Annotated in this window: 17 protein-coding genes; 7 read left to right on the top strand and 10 right to left on the bottom strand. The window is 45.1% G+C overall.

The window, feature by feature from the left end; translation table 11 throughout:
- The first annotated feature begins 85 nt into the window (after positions 1–85).
- The 4 genes from HY200_04380 to ribD all read left to right on the top strand — a co-directional run bounded on the left by HY200_04380 (position 86) and on the right by ribD (position 6874).
- Positions 86–958 carry a glycine--tRNA ligase subunit alpha gene (locus HY200_04380; protein MBI3594172.1) on the top strand — a complete coding sequence of 291 codons (873 nt, stop codon included), beginning with the start codon at positions 86–88 and terminating at the stop codon, positions 956–958.
- Positions 955–3042, top strand: a complete 2088-nt coding sequence (locus HY200_04375) for a glycine--tRNA ligase subunit beta (protein ID MBI3594171.1) — start codon at positions 955–957, stop codon at positions 3040–3042. The genes HY200_04380 and HY200_04375 overlap by 4 nt, the downstream gene beginning before the upstream one ends.
- 19 nt (positions 3043–3061) lie before the next feature.
- Positions 3062–5710 carry a pyruvate, phosphate dikinase gene (locus HY200_04370; GenBank protein ID MBI3594170.1) on the top strand — a complete coding sequence of 883 codons (2649 nt, stop codon included), beginning with the start codon at positions 3062–3064 and terminating at the stop codon, positions 5708–5710.
- Between the two features lie 63 nt (positions 5711–5773).
- Positions 5774–6874 (top strand): bifunctional diaminohydroxyphosphoribosylaminopyrimidine deaminase/5-amino-6-(5-phosphoribosylamino)uracil reductase RibD, encoded by a 1101-nt coding sequence (gene ribD / locus HY200_04365; GenBank protein ID MBI3594169.1) that lies wholly within the window; start codon positions 5774–5776, stop codon positions 6872–6874.
- A gap of 2 nt (positions 6875–6876) precedes the next feature.
- Here ribD and HY200_04360 read toward each other — a convergent pair whose 3' ends face one another.
- Positions 6877–7314, bottom strand: coding sequence for a DUF5069 domain-containing protein (locus HY200_04360; GenBank protein ID MBI3594168.1), 438 nt, complete (start codon positions 7312–7314; stop codon positions 6877–6879).
- 208 nt (positions 7315–7522) lie between these two features.
- On the opposite strand from HY200_04360, the gene HY200_04355 reads away from it, so the two are divergent.
- Both HY200_04355 and HY200_04350 read left to right on the top strand, forming a co-directional pair.
- Positions 7523–7912: a hypothetical protein gene (locus HY200_04355; GenBank protein ID MBI3594167.1), complete on the top strand. Its 390-nt coding sequence runs from the start codon at positions 7523–7525 to the stop codon at positions 7910–7912.
- A gap of 3 nt (positions 7913–7915) precedes the next feature.
- Positions 7916–8506, top strand: coding sequence for a riboflavin synthase (locus HY200_04350; GenBank protein ID MBI3594166.1), 591 nt, complete (start codon positions 7916–7918; stop codon positions 8504–8506).
- 69 nt (positions 8507–8575) lie between these two features.
- On the opposite strand, the gene HY200_04345 is transcribed toward HY200_04350, so the two are convergent.
- The 3 genes from HY200_04345 to HY200_04335 all read right to left on the bottom strand — a co-directional run bounded on the left by HY200_04345 (position 8576) and on the right by HY200_04335 (position 10432).
- Complete coding sequence (locus HY200_04345) at positions 8576–9016, bottom strand: SRPBCC domain-containing protein (protein ID MBI3594165.1); 441 nt, start codon at positions 9014–9016, stop codon at positions 8576–8578.
- Positions 9017–9262: 246 nt separating this feature from the next.
- Positions 9263–9601: a TfoX/Sxy family protein gene (locus HY200_04340; GenBank protein MBI3594164.1), complete on the bottom strand. Its 339-nt coding sequence runs from the start codon at positions 9599–9601 to the stop codon at positions 9263–9265.
- A gap of 189 nt (positions 9602–9790) precedes the next feature.
- A complete protein-coding gene (locus tag HY200_04335) occupies positions 9791–10432 on the bottom strand; it encodes an MOSC domain-containing protein (GenBank protein MBI3594163.1) in 642 nt (213 codons plus the stop codon).
- A gap of 489 nt (positions 10433–10921) precedes the next feature.
- Between HY200_04335 and HY200_04330 the strand changes: the two genes are divergently transcribed.
- A complete protein-coding gene (locus HY200_04330; protein MBI3594162.1) occupies positions 10922–11317 on the top strand; it encodes a hypothetical protein in 396 nt (131 codons plus the stop codon).
- Positions 11318–11743: 426 nt separating this feature from the next.
- Here the strand turns inward: HY200_04330 and HY200_04325 are convergent, their stop codons facing one another.
- The 6 genes from HY200_04325 to HY200_04300 all read right to left on the bottom strand — a co-directional run bounded on the left by HY200_04325 (position 11744) and on the right by HY200_04300 (position 16847).
- Positions 11744–12172: an SRPBCC domain-containing protein gene (locus HY200_04325; GenBank protein MBI3594161.1), complete on the bottom strand. Its 429-nt coding sequence runs from the start codon at positions 12170–12172 to the stop codon at positions 11744–11746.
- Between the two features lie 168 nt (positions 12173–12340).
- A complete protein-coding gene (locus tag HY200_04320; GenBank protein MBI3594160.1) occupies positions 12341–13069 on the bottom strand; it encodes a type 1 glutamine amidotransferase in 729 nt (242 codons plus the stop codon).
- Between the two features lie 56 nt (positions 13070–13125).
- A complete protein-coding gene (locus tag HY200_04315) occupies positions 13126–14187 on the bottom strand; it encodes a trypsin-like peptidase domain-containing protein (protein MBI3594159.1) in 1062 nt (353 codons plus the stop codon).
- 379 nt (positions 14188–14566) lie between these two features.
- A complete protein-coding gene (locus tag HY200_04310) occupies positions 14567–16009 on the bottom strand; it encodes a DUF4139 domain-containing protein (protein MBI3594158.1) in 1443 nt (480 codons plus the stop codon).
- A 78-nt stretch (positions 16010–16087) separates the two neighbouring features.
- On the bottom strand, positions 16088–16669 hold the full coding sequence (locus HY200_04305; GenBank protein MBI3594157.1) for an outer membrane lipoprotein-sorting protein: 582 nt from the start codon (positions 16667–16669) through the stop codon (positions 16088–16090).
- A complete protein-coding gene (locus HY200_04300; protein ID MBI3594156.1) occupies positions 16584–16847 on the bottom strand; it encodes a hypothetical protein in 264 nt (87 codons plus the stop codon). Before HY200_04300 ends, HY200_04305 begins: the two co-directional genes overlap by 86 nt.
- Positions 16848–16850 lie beyond the last annotated feature (3 nt).

Here is a 16850-nt window from a genome sequence, read left to right as displayed (position 1 = left end):
AACACTTGTCGGGCGACTTGACAAAGTCACGGTTACTTTGCTAACTTTACCAATCTTTTTGCTTTTCTTTCAAAATGGAGAATAATTGTTTTTTCAAGAACTTACGTTGTCCCTCTCTCGCTTCTGGGCAGACCAGGGGTGCGTTATCCAGCAGGGATATGATATTGAGGCTGGGGCCGGCACTTTTCATCCCTCTACGTTTCTAAAGGTCCTCGGGCCCCGTCCCTGGAAATCCGCTTACGCCGCTCCAACTCGCAGACCGACAGATGGCCGGTACGGCGAGAATCCCAACCGTCTTCAACAATACTATCAGTTTCAGGTCATCTTGAAGCCGGCCCCTTCCAACGTGCAAAGCCTTTACCTTGAAAGTTTAACCTCCCTCGGGATTGACCCTCTAAAACATGACATTCGATTTGTTCAGGATGATTGGGAATCACCGAGCATCGGCGCCTGGGGCTTGGGTTGGGAGGTCCGCCTGGACGGGATGGAAATTACCCAGTTTACCTATTTTCAGGAAATTGGAGGTATTCCCCTTGACCTGATCCCCGCTGAAATTACCTATGGGACAGAACGGATTGCGATGTACCTACAAGGAGTAGATAATGTATTTGATCTTCAGTGGACAAAAGGGGTGACTTATCGTGACGTTCATCATGAAGGTGAAGTGCAAAACTCCCGTTTCAATTTTGAAAAGGCGAATATTGAGACACTGTTAAAGGTTTTCGAGCTTTACGAAAGAGATGCCAAAGCGCTGACTACGGAGGGGCTGGTGATACCAGCTTACGACCTCTGTATTAAATGTTCACACCTCTTCAATCTCCTTGATGCAAGGGGGGCCATTAGTGTGACAGAACGGGTCCATTATATTGCCCGGATACGTTATTTGGCCAAACGGTGCGCAGAGGGATACCTCGAGCTTGAAAAACGATTGGCAGGAGAGACTCCAGTCAGAAAATGATGAAAGAGTTTTTACTTGAGATTGGAGTCGAAGAGATTCCTTCAAATCTCCTTCCGATTGGGATGAAGACGCTGGAGAATATTGCCGGAAAAATGTTCAAGGAGAACAGGCTTGAATTTGAGGGGATGAAGAGTTACGGTACCCCTCGCCGTCTGATACTCCATGTCAAGAAACTTGCGGACAAACAAGCCGAAGTTTCGGAAGAGATCGTGGGTCCCCCAAAGAAGATCAGTTATGACGAATCGGGCAACCTGACCCAGACCGGAATAAAATTTGCCCAGGGTCAGGGAGTCGCGATCAAAGATCTCAAGGTGAAAGTGACCGCGAAAGGTGAATATCTCTCGGCAATTCGCAAAAAGCCGGTACTGAATTCCGCGGTTCTTCTGAAAAGTGCGTTGCCGGAACTGATTCAATCCGTGACCTTCTCCAAGTCGATGGTCTGGGGCCCATCCAGAATCCGGTTTGTCCGGCCCATCCGATGGATTGTCGCCCTTTATGGCGAAAAAACGATTCCATTTCAGCTGGGTGAAGTGAAAACTGCCCCGATTTCTTATGGCCATCGCTTCCTGGGACCCCGGCCGGTCCGGGTCAAGAATTTTTTAGGTTATGAAAGACAGCTTCGGAAGCAGTATGTCCTGATCGATCCCGAAGAGAGGAAAGCGTGCATTCTGAAAAACGCTCTTCAGCTAGGCAATAGAGCCGGTGGAAGAGCCGAAATCACCGAAGAGTTTTTGGACCAGGCAGTCAATCTGACAGAATTTCCGGTTGTCTTTAAGGGAGATTTCGACGAGAGTTTCCTCGAGCTTCCCAAAGAAGTCATTATGAACGCCATGTGCGAACATCAGGGTTATTTCCCGCTCCTCGCGGCAAAAGGTGGCCGGCTTCTTCCCTCTTTTATTGCAGTAAGCAACATTCGGTCTCCTTCCCCTAAGATCGTTCAGAAAGGGAATGAAAGGGTTTTACGGTCCAGACTTTCGGATGCCCAGTTTTATTTCGAGTCCGATCTTAAAGTACGGCTTTCTGACCGGATAGAAGGGTTACAAAAAGTTGTTTATCAGGAGAAACTGGGAACTCAGGCGGAAAGGGTGAACCGTCTTTCAAATCTTGCGGGCCAGATAGCAGAATGGGTCTCTCCACGCGACACCGAATTTCGACAGGACGCCCTCAGGGCTGGATTGCTTTCAAAAGCGGATTTGATTACAGGGGTCGTTCGGGAATTTCCAAAACTTCAGGGGATCATCGGAAAAGAATATGCGCTTCGGCAGGGAGAGTTTCCCGCGATTGCTCGGGCACTTGAGGAGCAGTATCTTCCAAAATATGCCGGAGGTCCCATTCCCGAAAGTCTGCTTGGGAAGATTCTTTCTATAGCCGACAAGATTGATGCCATCACAGGGTCATTTGGGGCCGGCCTGGCTCCCACCGGTTCGGAAGATCCTTATGGACTGCGCAGGCAGGGTGCGGGATTAATCCATATCCTGTTGACTTTTGATCCTTCTCCCTTTTCTCTGAATGATTTAATTTCAAGTTCCATTGCGCAGTTTCATAATCAGAACAAGCTGGCGGTCGAAGTTCAAAAACCGGTAAGGGAATTTCTAAAACAGAGATATGAATTTATACTTGAATCGAGGGGATACCGTTCTGATATCATACAGGCAGTGACATCGATTGAATTTCAGGATCTGACCGATGAGCAAAAGAGAATCGCCGCGCTTGCAAAATTTAGTCGGAATCCAAAATTCATTGCGCTTTCTATCGCCTTTAAAAGATTGAATAATATTATTCCGAAGGAATATACGGCCGAACCACTTGTGCCAGCACGATTGGTCGTGGAAGAGGAAAAGCAGTTGCATGAGGCCATCCAGCAAAAAACAGAACGAATCAACGATTTCTTAAAGAAACATCAATATGAATCCATTTTGGAGCTTTTTTCAGAGATTAGGGAGCCATTGGACCGTTTTTTTACGGCTGTAATGGTCAATGACCCTGATCCCGCGATCAGAAAAAATCGCCTGGCACTTGTCAATGAGAGTCTGACCTTTTTAAAATCATTCGCGGATTTTTCAAGAATCATGACGGAAAGTTAATTTCGCTGAGGAGCAGTTTATGGCAAAGTCAAAAAATAAAAAAAAGTATGTCTATTTCTTTGGTGAAGGCAAGGCGGAAGGAAAAGGAAACATGAAAGATCTCCTAGGAGGAAAGGGAGCGGGTCTTGCTGAAATGACCCATCTCGGAATCCGCGTTCCTCCCGGCTTTACGGTTTCGACTGAGGCCTGTATTGCCTACTTCGGGAATCGCGCAAAACATCCGGATGGCATGTGGGATGAGGTTTTAGCGAACTTGAAGCGTCTTGAAAAGGTCATGGGAATGAAATTTGGAGATCCCAAGGATCCCCTGCTGATTTCAGTCCGTTCCGGGGCAAAAGCGTCGATGCCCGGGATGATGGACACCGTTTTAAACCTGGGATTGAATCAAGAGACCCTTCAGGGACTTATATCGAAGAATGGAAATGAAAGATTCGGCTATGACACCTATCGGCGATTTATTACCATGTTTGCAAGTGTCGTCATGAACGTCAAAAGGGATCTTTTTGAAAAGATACTCGAAGAAAAAAAACACGCTGTTGGCGTCCAATTGGATACCGATTTGCATGTTGGGGCTTTAAAGGAGCTTGTTGGTGAATTTAAAGGTCTGGTTAAGTCGGAATCGGGCCGTCCTTTTCCTGACAACCCGATGGATCAGCTCAAGATGGCAATTAATGCCGTCTTTGAATCCTGGTACGGAAATAGAGCTGTAACCTATCGAAAGCTGAATAATATTCCTGATACGTGGGGCACCGCAGTGAATATTGTTGCAATGGTTTTCGGAAATTTGGGAGAGACCAGCGGAACCGGAGTCGCTTTTACGCGTGACCCCAGTTCCGGGGAAAGAAAGTTTTTCGGAGAATTTTTGTTTAACGCGCAGGGAGAGGATGTTGTTGCGGGTATCCGGACCCCACTGCCGATTTCCGCACTTTCAGAAAAACTTCCACGGGCCTACAAAGACCTGGTGGCCATCTACAAAAAACTTGAAAAGTATTATAAAGATATGTGCGACATCGAATTTACCGTGCAAGACGGGAAACTCTATATGTTGCAGACGCGAGTCGGAAAAAGGACCGCCGCTGCAGCCATCAAGATGGCGGTAGATATGACGCGGGAAAAGTTAATCGACCAGAGAGCAGCCATCATGCGGGTGGATCCTTCTCAACTCGATCAGCTTCTTCATCCGACCATTGATAGTTCTGCCAGTATTCAGGTGATTGCCCGCGGATTACCCGCCTCGCCCGGAGCGGCGGTGGGGAAAATTACTTTTACGGCAGAAGATGCTGAAAGGCATGCTGAGGTCGGTGAGAAAGTGATCCTGGTAAGGACCGAAACTTCTCCCGAGGATATCGGAGGAATGCATGCCGCCCAGGGCATCTTGACCGCTCGAGGGGGTATGACCTCCCATGCCGCGGTTGTTGCGAGAGGGATGGGAAAATGCTGTATTGTCGGTTGTTCATCGCTTAATGTCAGCGAAACGTCCAAAACGGTTCAGGTCGGCACTCTGATCTTGAAAGAGGGAGATTCGATTACCCTGAACGGATCGACAGGCGACGTGATCCTGGGAGAAGCCCCTCTGATTCGTCCTCAATTAAGCAAAGAATTCAAGACGCTGATGGGATGGGTCGATAAAACCCGGCGATTAAAAATCCGAACTAATGCAGATACCCCTCATGACGCGAAGATGGCAAGAGAATTCGGCGCCGAAGGCATCGGTTTGTGCCGGACAGAGCATATGTTTTTTAATGATGAGCGGATCAAGGTGGTACGGGAAATGATTCTTTCCGACCAGCTCGAAGGAAGAAAAAAGGCTCTGGACAAGCTTCTTCCCTTCCAGAAAGAGGATTTCATCGGGATCTTCAAGGAAATGAACGGATTGGCGGTAACCATTCGTCTGTTGGATCCCCCATTGCATGAATTTCTGCCTCATACCGAGGCTGAACTAAGGGAACTTTCCATCGAGATGGCGACTTCTTTTGAAAAGCTAGTGCAGATAAACAGAAATCTTCATGAATTTAATCCGATGCTCGGGCACCGGGGGTGCCGCCTCGGCATTTCCTACCCTGAAATTTATGAAATGCAGGTTCAGGCCATATTTGAAGCAGTATGCGAACTGAAAAGAGATGGATACAAAGTCATCCCGGAAATTATGATTCCGCTTGTTGGCCTCGTCCGGGAATTTGAGCTGATGAAAGAACTGGTGGATCGGGTCAGTCAAAAAGTAATGGCGTCTTATAAGGTCAAAGTCAGCTATCGGGTGGGCACGATGATTGAGCTGCCAAGGGCGGTTCTTGTTGCCGATCAAATTGCAAAAACCGCAGAATTTTTTTCATTCGGAACCAACGATTTAACCCAGACAACCTTTGGTTTATCAAGAGACGACGCAGGAAAATTCCTGCCTGATTATCTCGAGAAAAAGATTCTTTCTATTGACCCTTTCGTATCGATCGACCAGGAAGGGGTGGGATCTCTCGTCCGGATGGGCGTTGAAAAAGGAAGGTCATCCCGAAAAGATCTGAAAACCGGAATCTGCGGCGAGCATGGCGGGGAACCGGCATCAGTGGAATTCTGTCATCAAATCGGACTCGATTATGTAAGCTGTTCTCCCTACCGGGTCCCCATAGCCCGGCTCGCAGCGGCCAGAGCTGCGATTAAATACCCTAAGAAATAGTCTGATGGACCGGAATGGTGTCCAGATGCTATGTTCTCTTCGACGAGGTATTCCCTGAGCATGATGGAATCGGACGAGCTGGTCATGAAAAAAGTCCTCCGTCTTGCCAACATGGGAAAGGGAAGAGTATCTCCCAATCCGCTGGTGGGAGCCATCCTGATTCGGAACGGCATCGTGGTGGGAACCGGTTTCCATCATGGGGCCGGAACACCCCATGCCGAAATTCATGCAATTGATCAAGCGGGAAACAGGGCAAGTGGAAGTATTCTCTACCTGAATCTTGAGCCCTGTTGCCATACCGATAAAAAAACTCCCCCCTGCACGGAAGCCATATTAAAGAGCGGAATTAAAAAGGTTGTTGTCGCCATGAGAGACCCCAATCCCAAAGTAAATGGTAAGGGCATTCGTCTTCTTAGAAGACACGGTGTTGAGATTCAGGAAGGAGTTTTGAAAAAGGAGGCGGAAGTTTTGAATGAAATTTTTATCCGCTATATCAAAACGGCTCTCCCGTTTGTGGCTTTGAAAGTTGCGGCAACGCTTGACGGAAAGATTGCGAGCAGTACCGGTGTTTCAAAGTGGATCACCGGCGAAAAATCGCGTCAATTCGGACATCGTCTTCGAAGCCAATATGACGCGATTCTGGTTGGAAAAGGAACTGTACTCTCCGATAATCCGGAATTAACTGCCCGCCTGTACTCGGGATTTAAAAAAAACCCGGTTAGAGTCATTGTCGATGAAGATCTGGTTCTCCCTCTTGAATCAAAAGTATTTCAATATCGTCCCGGCGATCGTGTGATTGTCGCGACGACGAAAACAGGAAGAAAGAAAAGGGTGATGCAGTTGGAGCAAAAAGGAGTTAAGGTCCTGAGAACGGCCAGCAAGGATGGGCTTGTCGATCTGTCGTCACTGCTGAAGAAACTCGGAAAAATGGAGTTAAGCTCGGTTCTGATTGAAGGGGGATCGGGAATAAACGGGTCGGTAATTCGGGAAAAACTGGTCGATAAGGTTTATTATCTCACAGCGTTAAAATTGATGGGAGGATCCGATTCCGTTTCCGCGATCGGAGGAAAGTCTCCCTCGAGCCTTTCCGGTCTCACGTTGCTTAAAAGAATAAAAATGAAAAGACTGGGGGGAGATCTCTTGATAGAAGGGTATCTCAAGTAATATTATCCGAGCCGCCCTTCTTCCAAATCGAGCAGGTCAACCCAGGTCTCTACATCGGTTCTCTTTGGATTGGCTTTGTTCCTTGAATCGATGAAGTAAGCGAGTTTTTCCGGACTGTCCGGTTTTTTGCTGAGAAAAAGCGCATTCCACTTCTTAAGTTCGTCGGGGCTTTTTCGGGCCGCTTTTTCTTTCACCCAGCGCAGGAGCTCTTCATTGGTCTCTTTTTGTGCTTCTGCAATGAAAGCCTCTGGTGTCAGGTTAAGGAATTCCAGCAGCGCCTTGTCGAGAGGACAGGGATAGTGATATTCCCCCAGTGTTCCTGCTGCTTTTGCACGAGCTTTGTCGCGCATTCTTGCCAGATGAACATATCCGCCGAAGACTTCTCTTGGGCTTGCCGGAAATGTTTTTGACAAATCAAGGTTCTTCACGTTAAGGCTCATAATCGGATCTCCTCTCTAATAGAATTAAGATGACCTTTTCAGTTTAAAACAAAAGCATCCGCTCTTCAAGTTGAACAGAATGTACCATCGGAAACTTTCCATAATCTTTAGTTCGAATATTTCACAGAATTTAATAGTTGAGTTATCACAATCATTTCTATAAAATTTTAAAAAAATTGAGCAGTAAGATCTTTACGAGGAGAAAAGGATGAAATCATTTGTCATTTTATGTTTAATTATTTCGATTTTTTCCATAACCGTACGAAATGCCCATGCTGCGGACGATAAATCGCTTGAAAATATATTCAGGAATGCTTACTACGGTGCGGCAATCGGCGGATTGCTCGGAACAGCCATTATGATATTTTCTGATCGTCCTGCAGATCATTTCAACTATATTGCCTATGGTTTGGCGGGCGGGGTCATCGCTGGAACCTTCTATGGCATGGCCTACCCTTCCAGAGGCATAACGGATATGGAGAGAGGTCGACTGAAAATAGAGATACCTCGTCCCGAAATAAAATATGTTCCTCAAGTCGATACTTTGGATCGAAAAAAAGCTTTTCTTTTTATTCCCTTTTTTAAATACCATTTTTAGTCCATGTTTTCAGGATTGATTGCTGGAACGGGTATCGTCAAGGGGATGGCAAAATCCGGCCGATCAGCCCGATTGACCATTGAAGGCCGGGGTGTATTGAAAAAACTTTCTTCCGGAGAGAGCGTTTCGGTCAATGGGGCCTGTTTGACTGTCGCAGCGCTTTCCAAATCGAGATTCACAGCCGATATTTCAAATGAAACACTCGCGAGGACGACGCTCGGAGATCTTCGCGCCGGCGACCCGGTCAATCTGGAACAGTCGGCGCGATTTTCCGACAGGATTGGAGGTCACCTTGTTTCCGGCCACATCGACGGCATCGGGAGAATCAGGAAGATTGAGCAGATTGAGAATGCTTTTCTTTACCAGATTGACCTTCCTAAATCACTTCTAAAATATTGTATCGAAAAAGGTTCAATTGCCGTCGAAGGGATCAGCCTGACAATCAATCAGGTAAAAGAAAAAGGGATTTTACTTATGGTGATACCTCATACCATGGAACTAACAAATTTAGGCGAGAAAAAAGCAGGGGACCGGGTCAATATCGAAAATGACCTGGTTGGTAAATATATCGAGCGGTTTCTCCAGTATAAATAGCGCTTTATTCTTGTTTTAGCCACCATTTTGACCCAATGCTCTGTTTCAGGAAGAACTTATCTAATATTATTAATATGAGCTCTTCTCAACAATTCTTTTCAAGGAATCGTTCATTGATTTTAGCATTGGCGGAACGCCTTGATTTAGCTTACTCCAAAACAGAGGCACGAGCATCCCACTGAACAATTCTTTGTGAATCAACCGAGTGCCAGAACCAGTTTCTTCAAGTTCGAAGACCTTGTCATTAGTAAATAAAAATTCGGCCATCATTTTAGCACGCCAACGAAAGGACTTTGGTTCTTCGAAGATTGTAATTTTAGGCATATATTTCGGTCCGTCTTTACCATTATTGCCACGCATAGCAATACTAAGGTCAGACCCAAGAGAAGCGACTCCGCTTGCCTCATTGATGATTGGATTCCAATTTTTCCAATTATCAAATTGAGTGAGAATCCTCCACACCTTTGTTGGTGGAGAAGTTATTTCAATTTCTGTCCGAATTTCTCGCATAGTCCTTCCTTTCGTCCACAAAATGAGACAAGACGTCAAAATGAGAATTAAGATAATCAATATAAGCTTTTTCATAAAGTACCTTTGTCTTAGTTATAAACTTACAATAAATATAAAACAATAAATTATACGCTACCTATTTATTTCATTTCCATCATCCGAGAGACACATATAAGAGGCACGTACAGTTGCATTTTCTAAAAACTGATCTGATTTTGCATTTTTAGATGAGCGGAAGAAGGGCTATTATTTCTTTTTAGACTTCTTTGCTCTTTTATTGAAATCAAACGCAAGATCAATCCAATAGTTTAAGTCTTTTTTATTTCCGGTGCCCTCAGGGCTGATAAAAACAAAACCTTTCATTGGTCTTCCCGTAAATGTCATTCCGCGGCAACCATTTTTTCGCAAAGACGCTTCGTAAACTTCAGGATCAATACGTGCCATTAGATCATCATTCAAAACGCCAAGGCACATCTTGCCGTCGACCATGAAAGTTAGACCGCCGAACATCTTTTTTTCGGAAATTCCCTTTCGCTGGCCGAGTTCAGATCTCAATCGACTGACTAATTTTTCATCATATGCCATAGAAACCTATTATTCCGGATTCAATTCATTTCTCGGGAGCCCGAGGCCGACATAGAGCCAGACCAGTCCGCATAATCAAATAAAAAAAAGAGGAAGTCGTAGCTTAAAAACCTTCTTCGTGGACGAAGATTGCCACTCGTATTCGTGTATCAAAACAGAGGTCCAAGGGTTGTAGACTGCTGGAAGGACTCAATCCATATCGGCGAAAACCTCGGATTCTGCGGAGGCCCGTCCTCTTAGCAACTGGACTTCGTCGCCGACAGAGATTGCCCCGCCTTCAATCACGAAACAGTTGAGAGCTAATTTGCCTTCGAATCGGCGGTAGATTCCTCGGGTGATTTCCTTATCCTGAATTTGAGTGTCGGGATCGTACGAAGTCATGATACAGCGCAAACGGAGATCCTGGACGCCAATCAGGACATTTCCGGTTCGCAAACAGGCGCCTGGCCACCTACGTTCAGCCAATCCTTCCACACCACCGATAACGATGTTGGGTCGTAAGCGCCGATGGTCATAGCCGAAGGCCTCGATCGAACCGTCGGTGGCAACTAGCAATGGCAATACATCAAAGCGCTCGGCACCGTCATAACGAACCAACCTGGCACCTGGCCCCCCAATATCCGTAACCTCTGCGGCAACTTCTGGGCTGTCCCATAGGCGACCGTCCACCAAGACCTCACCACTCCTTCCAAGAGAACCTCTGTGGCCCAAGAAACGCGGATGTGAGCGAGAGGTAATCACCTGGTTCCTTCTGTCCTCGACATGGACAACGCGGTCACCTTCCATACCGAGAGGCCCAATCCTTACCCGTTTCAGCCTTTCTCCGGCCATTGTTTTAACTGGATAACGCCAAATCTCCCTGATTGTCACAGATACCTCCGGTTAAAACTCGCTTCAGGAAAGACGTCACGAATGTGTGTTCATAGCACTAATGTTACAATTACCACATGTTCATTTGAGCAATTTTATACTAATCCAAAAATAAGTCTGTAAATGATACTCTTCATATTCCAGTTTCAACTAATTGGTTGGGTAGGAAACGACGGTCGTAAAGTCCAGGTATATAGAAAAACTGTTGATCCGAATCTCAACGATTTGTTGAATGCCATTAGCAAAATTGGAAAATTGAGAAAGGGCAAAAATTTAAGATTCCTGAAACTTGGTGTGAAATAATTTAAAATTTCGGTTTGATCCTCCCTGGAAAATATCATAAACCAGAATAGGAATTGATTCGGCTTTTTCAAAATGTTGTAACCCCATTTGTCTTCCATAAGCAGAATTTTATACGAGTAGTATAATTATTATATGAGAGTTTTGTTAATGTTAATAATTCTGTGCGTATTCGGGGATGCCGTTTTTAACCTGAACAGACTCGAGGCAAAAGAATCTGTCAATCCTGTTAGCGTGGACGCTATCCGCGTTTCACCTGAGGCTTACGATGGGAAAGATCTTAAAGTTTCTGGAAATGTTCGCTCCTTAAGTCCAGCCCGTGGAAAGATGGATAGTGAGTTCATTGTTCTTGTTCTAGAAGGTTCGAAAACCGAATTTGAAGATCGATCTCATGTCTTGAATGTCTTCAGCTACTATACTCCACCGGTAAAAGCGGGCGCACGGGTAGTTGTTTCAGGAATTTACCACAAGGCTGGTTATTGGGCTGGTAGCCAACACGATCACTTCCTTGTAGCAGTCGAAATTACACCAGTAGTCATCAATTAAAGAGAGTTCCTCCTAGGAAACTTAACACCGTCCCTTCGTATTTTTCTCAAAACCCGAAAACATCTGGACTTCTCTTAAATGGTGCCCCTTAAATTATATCCATTAACGATGGTAATCTGCTATACTTTTCATTTTAAATCAAAGCGTGATTCCTGAAAGTGTTCGCCGCTTGCTACCTGAAAAGAAATCGACGGTCCCAAATGGATTTGAAAGAATTCTGGCCTTGAAGAATAAAGGGGCGTAGACTTATGGCTGTTTTTTAATAGAACGGGGAGGTATTTTCGTTAGGTGCTTTGTTCAATAATTCACGATATGAGATTACAACTTGAAACGAACTTTTAAAGAGTTCAACTGTGATTTCCCGGAAGCAATCTGTCGGACACTATTGACCCATTACTTATAGTTTGGGACGAAGCACATACAATATTAATCACCGACGTGAATTTTCATGTCATAGGGATAAGGTCTTCCCTCCTCTTTTTCTAACCAGTCTTTGAGGCTGAAGAGAAAGACAGCCCATTTTGTACTGCAGTGATGCATAAACTCTACCGGCCGCTTCCAACAGGCATGTTTGAAAATAACAAAAGTTTGTCCGTTTCCTTTTTTTAACTCAAAGGATATTTCAGTATCTATCCACTCCTTTGGGCCGCGCACACATTTCCATTTCACCAGTTTTCCAGGCTTAGATTCGACAACCTTTAATTCAGTAAATCCGAAATCTATAATCCCACCTTTCTTATTGCTACCCTTTGTGCCGACAACCCACCAATGGGAGAGGCCATTAATCGTAGAAACGGCTTTGTAAACATCTTTCGGCTTGGCCTTAATTCCGACTCTATGGAGGATATCAGGCATAAGCATTTCCTTTCTTTTCCACGGGTAGGTTTTGAGCGCATTTTAATTCTTATATATTGAAAAAGTCCAATGTATTACGAAATGACTTCCTTCCAAAAAATGGACGATATTGATTCGAGTAACTGATAAGAATTCGGAATTTCCGCTGACTGTTTTTAGTAGATGAGCTCAGTTTGTTTTTTTCTTTTTTGTTAATTCTGCTAAAACCAGGAAATTGTTAAATAGGGTAGAACCGGTTTTAAATAGTTCCTTCTGGAGCAGGCGATAATCGGCTGCCAGGTCCGACTGTGAAAGAACCGCCAACTCCGGATCTTCCTTTACCCAAACCCTGAAGAGTTCTTCAGTCAGTTCCAGATGGCCTTGAATTCCGTATGCCAGAGGATTGATCCGGACAATCTGGTTGCGGCAGAATTCTCCTGTTCCAAGAAGTGTCATCTTTTCAGTGAGCTCGACAGTTTCTCCGTGAAGATGAAATATTTTAAGACTACCCTCCAAACCTCCGCAGAGCGGGTCGCTCTTTCCATGAAGAGTCAGGTTGACCTTAAAAAAGTTCTTATTCGGATCCCGGAATCCAATCTCTTTTACCGGATTCTTCACAACCGCTCCACCCCCTGCTTTCACGAGGAGCTGTAAACCGAGACAAATACCAAAATAGGGGATTTGAGAAGAGAGAGCTTCCTGAATCCGCTTCAGGGTGTTTCTCATCTTATCATTATTGTCGTTGGCGCTATCCGGTCCCCCCAGGACGATGAGCGCACTAAGATTTTTCGGATGAGGAAAAATTTCTCCCTGTTCAAGATCAATGGTTTCAAATGGAATGGAGGATTGCCTGAGCAGGTCTTCAATAATTCCCGGACCTTCTCGTGTACAATTTTTGACAATCAAGACTGACTTCATTCTTCCCCTGTATCAAAATAGGACTTCTGTAATGGAGAGATCGTTTAAATTTGAAATCACCGGATCAAACGATGTTCTCCGGGTGTAATTTCAAGCATGATCTTTTCAGTATATCGGATGACCGTAAGAAATGATTTCATTCCAACACGGTTTTCTGTGAGAAGTCGATGCAGATCGTCAATTTCGGAAAGAGGATGGCCGTCGAAGCTTACGAGGATGTCACGATTAAGCAATCCGGCTTTTTCTGCAGGACTATTCTTTTCAATTGTCACAATTTGAATTCCCTTTTCGAAAGGGAGTTGATGATAGCGAACCAGTCTGCGCGGCAGAACAATATTTTGTCCCCCGACTCCGATATAACTCCTTGTTATCTTACCCTCTTTAATCAGACGCCCCGCGATATATTTGACAGAATTAATACCTACGGCAAAGCAGATTCCCTGGGCAGGGCGTATGATCGCCGTATTGATACCCACAACGTCGCCGCGCGATGTCACAAGCGGCCCTCCAGAATTTCCGGGGTTAAGGGCCGCATCGGTTTGAATAATATTGTCGATGAGACGGCCGGATCCGGCTCGGAGAGAGCGGCCAAGTGCGCTGACGACACCGGAGGTGACGGTACATTGCAGACCATAAGGATTCCCGATAGCGATCACTAATTGGCCAACTTTGATCTTTTCCGAATCACCCAGGACTGCGGCTGTCAGATCAGGTTTATGGATTCGAATGACGGCCAGGTCAGAATCAGGATCGTCGCCTATTGGGTAAGCCCTGGCTCCTCTTCCATCGGAAAGAGTTACCTCGATCCGGTTAGCCTGATGAACCACATGGCTATTTGTCAAGATAAACCCGTCAGGGGTAAATACAAACCCGGATCCGCTTCCACCTGTCTCAGGGTTCGCTTCTTCGTCCGGATCGTGCCGTCTCACATTGCCATTTCTGACCTCGATATTAACAACCGAAGGGCTAATCTTCTCAGCCGCCCTGATTACAGCATCAGAATAGGCATCTAGCAAGCTCCTGTCGTCTTCTGACCGAGGGAGTTTAGAGGATGGGTTTTGATCAGTCTGATTTGGGTCTTGATTGAAGACCTCGACCCATTCCGGAGTTTCTTTCATATGCGGACCTCTTTTGCTATAACAATTCGAACAATTCGCAAAGATTAAACTTTTAAGACTCTTCGTCGAGTTTTGGATACATATGCGGGAATCCTGTTCTTTTGGTGGGAATCAATTAAGGGATCCATAATTTTTCCGCAACTTAGACACCTCCACCCTGTAAAATTAAAATATCCTGTTTGCAAGTAATCGTAAAACTCTTCAAATACCATCAGACCGCTGCATTTTGGGCAATCCATTTTTACCTCCCCCTGAAGACTTCCGATAAGAAAAGCAATTGTCATATTATTTCATGATTCGGAAATGCTATTTAAGCACAGATCAAATCGTTTAATATTAAACTAATTACGCTTTTCAGGAAGTCAAGGGGGTGTAAAGCTTAATATGTGACCCGTGCCCGATATTGCAAGGTTGAAGATCCGTTGGAAGGAACAAGAACATCAAACTGAACGGAGTTTGAATCAAGTTTCTTGAATTCGTGGGAGCGGGATAGTATTTCCCAATCTCCAAAGAAGGGTTCAATATCGTTAATTGTGACTGCCGAATCCTTGTGATTTCGAAATACGACTTCAAAGGAAACATCGTAGACATTGTGTGCGATTTTTTTCCATTCCGTCTGCCTTCTGTCGGCCACGATATCAAAGGCCTCTCCCATCTTGATTTTAATGGTTTCGTCTTTGGGAGTGTGGTCAATGTTGTCCTCACCGATGAATTGTTCCGATCCATCCAGGTCAGTCTTATATACGCGGATTACCCCTTTAGGGAGTGCCACTCCCAGTCGGTTCTCCTTTTTATTGGCAATTTCGACCATGACAGAGACCTTCTGGTTCAAGACCGGTTTTGGATAATAGGCCTGATATTCATTTTGACTCCCATAGAAAAGATATTTTTTCTTGACCGAAATGTCGTTTGCATCAAGAAGGCTGACCTGTTTGGACTCATTTTCTTTGATAGTGGTTGCGCGTTGAAGCGAATATAAATGGTACTCAAAGAACGAATGTTCTGAAAATGCCGATGCCGGAGAAGCGGCATTCGCTTCCTTCGCCCTGACATAATCCATCAGCATTCTTTCCCCCTCTGCCCGATGAATATCTCCCGCAACCAACTTCAATTTTGCGTTCCGAAACGTCGAGCCGGACCGGTTATCCAGCGTGACCCATCCGTTCAAATCCAATTTGTCATCGGTCTGATTGAGAACAGCAACGTAATCCGCTTTCCACGACAAACCTGCCGTGAGATAGCTTGTTTCAACCGTTTGGGATTTTTCATTCTTATTATCAAGTGTTAAGACCAGTGTTGGACGGGAAAGGAGGTTCTCCGGAAGTCCGGGAAAGATGAGATGTCCCGGATAATCAGTCTGAATTCGATCTCCGAGCTGGTAAACAATTCCGTTGTTGGTACTCAAAATGGTGACCGGAACCTCGGCCCCGTCGCGCAATACTTTAATCTGTTTTCCCACATATTTATCAAGGAGTTTTTGCGGGGTCAGGAGATCGTATTCATAATTCTGTTCAAGCACCTGGAGGAGATTGGGACTGGTCAGCGATTTGATGCTTACGGTCTGAGTCATGATCTGGGAGGCCACATCGGAGAAATTCAACTCGGAAATCCCCCTTTTTAAAGTCAGGTTTCTGATGTCCTTGATTAATGCAAGGTTGGAATTATAGATCGTGACAGAAACTTCCTTTTGATCTTCCAAAGTACTATTTAGGCTGTTTTTGAAATCGGTTGTCGGAGCGGCTTTTCCGGTTCCGTATCCGAGTACGACTAAGAGAACGGAGAAGAGAATCGGTTTGATGAGAAAGTTGTCATTAAGCTTCATGGGACCTCCAAAGTTGGGTTCATTTAATCCATTTTAAAGATTAGACAACCCGAATTTGAAAAGGTTCCATTAAATCGTTTAATTTTGAACGCCGGTTTTTAAGGTCCTTTCCTGGAAAATTGCGTCTTTAAGTCCGATATTAATCTTAAGGTTGGAAATTGAAATTTCAAAAATAGTTTTATGCTGAGTCTGGACATTGACGACTTCCGAGCTTTTCCAGGCTTTATAGCCCGATACTTCCTGCCAGTTCATTTTCTGGCTCTTGAGAAGCTCGCCTTTCCGGTCATAATATTCGATTTTCATCGCAATACTGTCTTTTTTGGTAATCCAGAGTATCTTCTTGCTGTAGACCCCTTCTTTATCTTTAGAAACCGATTCGACCACATAGCAGGTCTCATCTCCGCACGGCTCCTCCTTCAATAGCTTGTGGTCGTCTTCTTCCAGTCGTCTCTGCCCCATATCTCCAAAAGTCAGGTCTGATCCCATAAACGCATCATCCTGACCGCGCGAAGAGACATGCCGGGTCTGCCGCAGCGACGGGAGATAAAGCCAGAGGTCATCGGTCTTCCCCGCTTCAGAGCATCCCGTCTTTTCCGGCGAAATTCTTCCAATACCGTTTTGTCTTAATCTGCTTCTCGTCCCCTTCTTTGGTAAAAAGATGGAGCGTCACGGTGGACATCTGGTCGTTCGCCATGTAGGCTTCAGACTTCTTTTTCATGATCTCCACCCCTTTTTTCTTCATCTCTGCGTCTTTGTCATCCTCGGCAATTACAGGAAGCACAAGAAACAAATTAAAAAAGAGGGTTAAAAAACTCATCAAGGCAAAAACATTTTTCATCAG

The organism is Nitrospirota bacterium, from assembly GCA_016194305.1.
Taxonomy (GTDB): Bacteria; Nitrospirota; Nitrospiria; order JACQBW01; family JACQBW01; genus JACQBW01.
This window is presented reverse-complemented; position numbering and strand designations above follow the sequence as displayed.

Excerpts from the sequence above, each read along its gene's own strand:
- HY200_04375 (MBI3594171.1), top strand. The coding sequence starts at position 955 with ATGATGAAAGAGTTTTTACTTGAGATTGGAGTCGAAGAGATTCCTTCA.
- HY200_04370 (MBI3594170.1), top strand. The coding sequence starts at position 3,062 with ATGGCAAAGTCAAAAAATAAAAAAAAGTATGTCTATTTCTTTGGTGAA.
- ribD (MBI3594169.1), top strand. The coding sequence starts at position 5,774 with ATGGAATCGGACGAGCTGGTCATGAAAAAAGTCCTCCGTCTTGCCAAC.
- HY200_04360 (MBI3594168.1), bottom strand. The coding sequence starts at position 7,314 with ATGAGCCTTAACGTGAAGAACCTTGATTTGTCAAAAACATTTCCGGCA.
- HY200_04355 (MBI3594167.1), top strand. The coding sequence starts at position 7,523 with ATGAAATCATTTGTCATTTTATGTTTAATTATTTCGATTTTTTCCATA.
- HY200_04350 (MBI3594166.1), top strand. The coding sequence starts at position 7,916 with ATGTTTTCAGGATTGATTGCTGGAACGGGTATCGTCAAGGGGATGGCA.
- HY200_04345 (MBI3594165.1), bottom strand. The coding sequence starts at position 9,016 with ATGCGAGAAATTCGGACAGAAATTGAAATAACTTCTCCACCAACAAAG.
- HY200_04340 (MBI3594164.1), bottom strand. The coding sequence starts at position 9,601 with ATGGCATATGATGAAAAATTAGTCAGTCGATTGAGATCTGAACTCGGC.
- HY200_04335 (MBI3594163.1), bottom strand. The coding sequence starts at position 10,432 with ATGGCCGGAGAAAGGCTGAAACGGGTAAGGATTGGGCCTCTCGGTATG.
- HY200_04330 (MBI3594162.1), top strand. The coding sequence starts at position 10,922 with ATGTTAATAATTCTGTGCGTATTCGGGGATGCCGTTTTTAACCTGAAC.
- HY200_04325 (MBI3594161.1), bottom strand. The coding sequence starts at position 12,172 with ATGCCTGATATCCTCCATAGAGTCGGAATTAAGGCCAAGCCGAAAGAT.
- HY200_04320 (MBI3594160.1), bottom strand. The coding sequence starts at position 13,069 with ATGAAGTCAGTCTTGATTGTCAAAAATTGTACACGAGAAGGTCCGGGA.
- HY200_04315 (MBI3594159.1), bottom strand. The coding sequence starts at position 14,187 with ATGAAAGAAACTCCGGAATGGGTCGAGGTCTTCAATCAAGACCCAAAT.
- HY200_04310 (MBI3594158.1), bottom strand. The coding sequence starts at position 16,009 with ATGAAGCTTAATGACAACTTTCTCATCAAACCGATTCTCTTCTCCGTT.
- HY200_04300 (MBI3594156.1), bottom strand. The coding sequence starts at position 16,847 with ATGAAAAATGTTTTTGCCTTGATGAGTTTTTTAACCCTCTTTTTTAAT.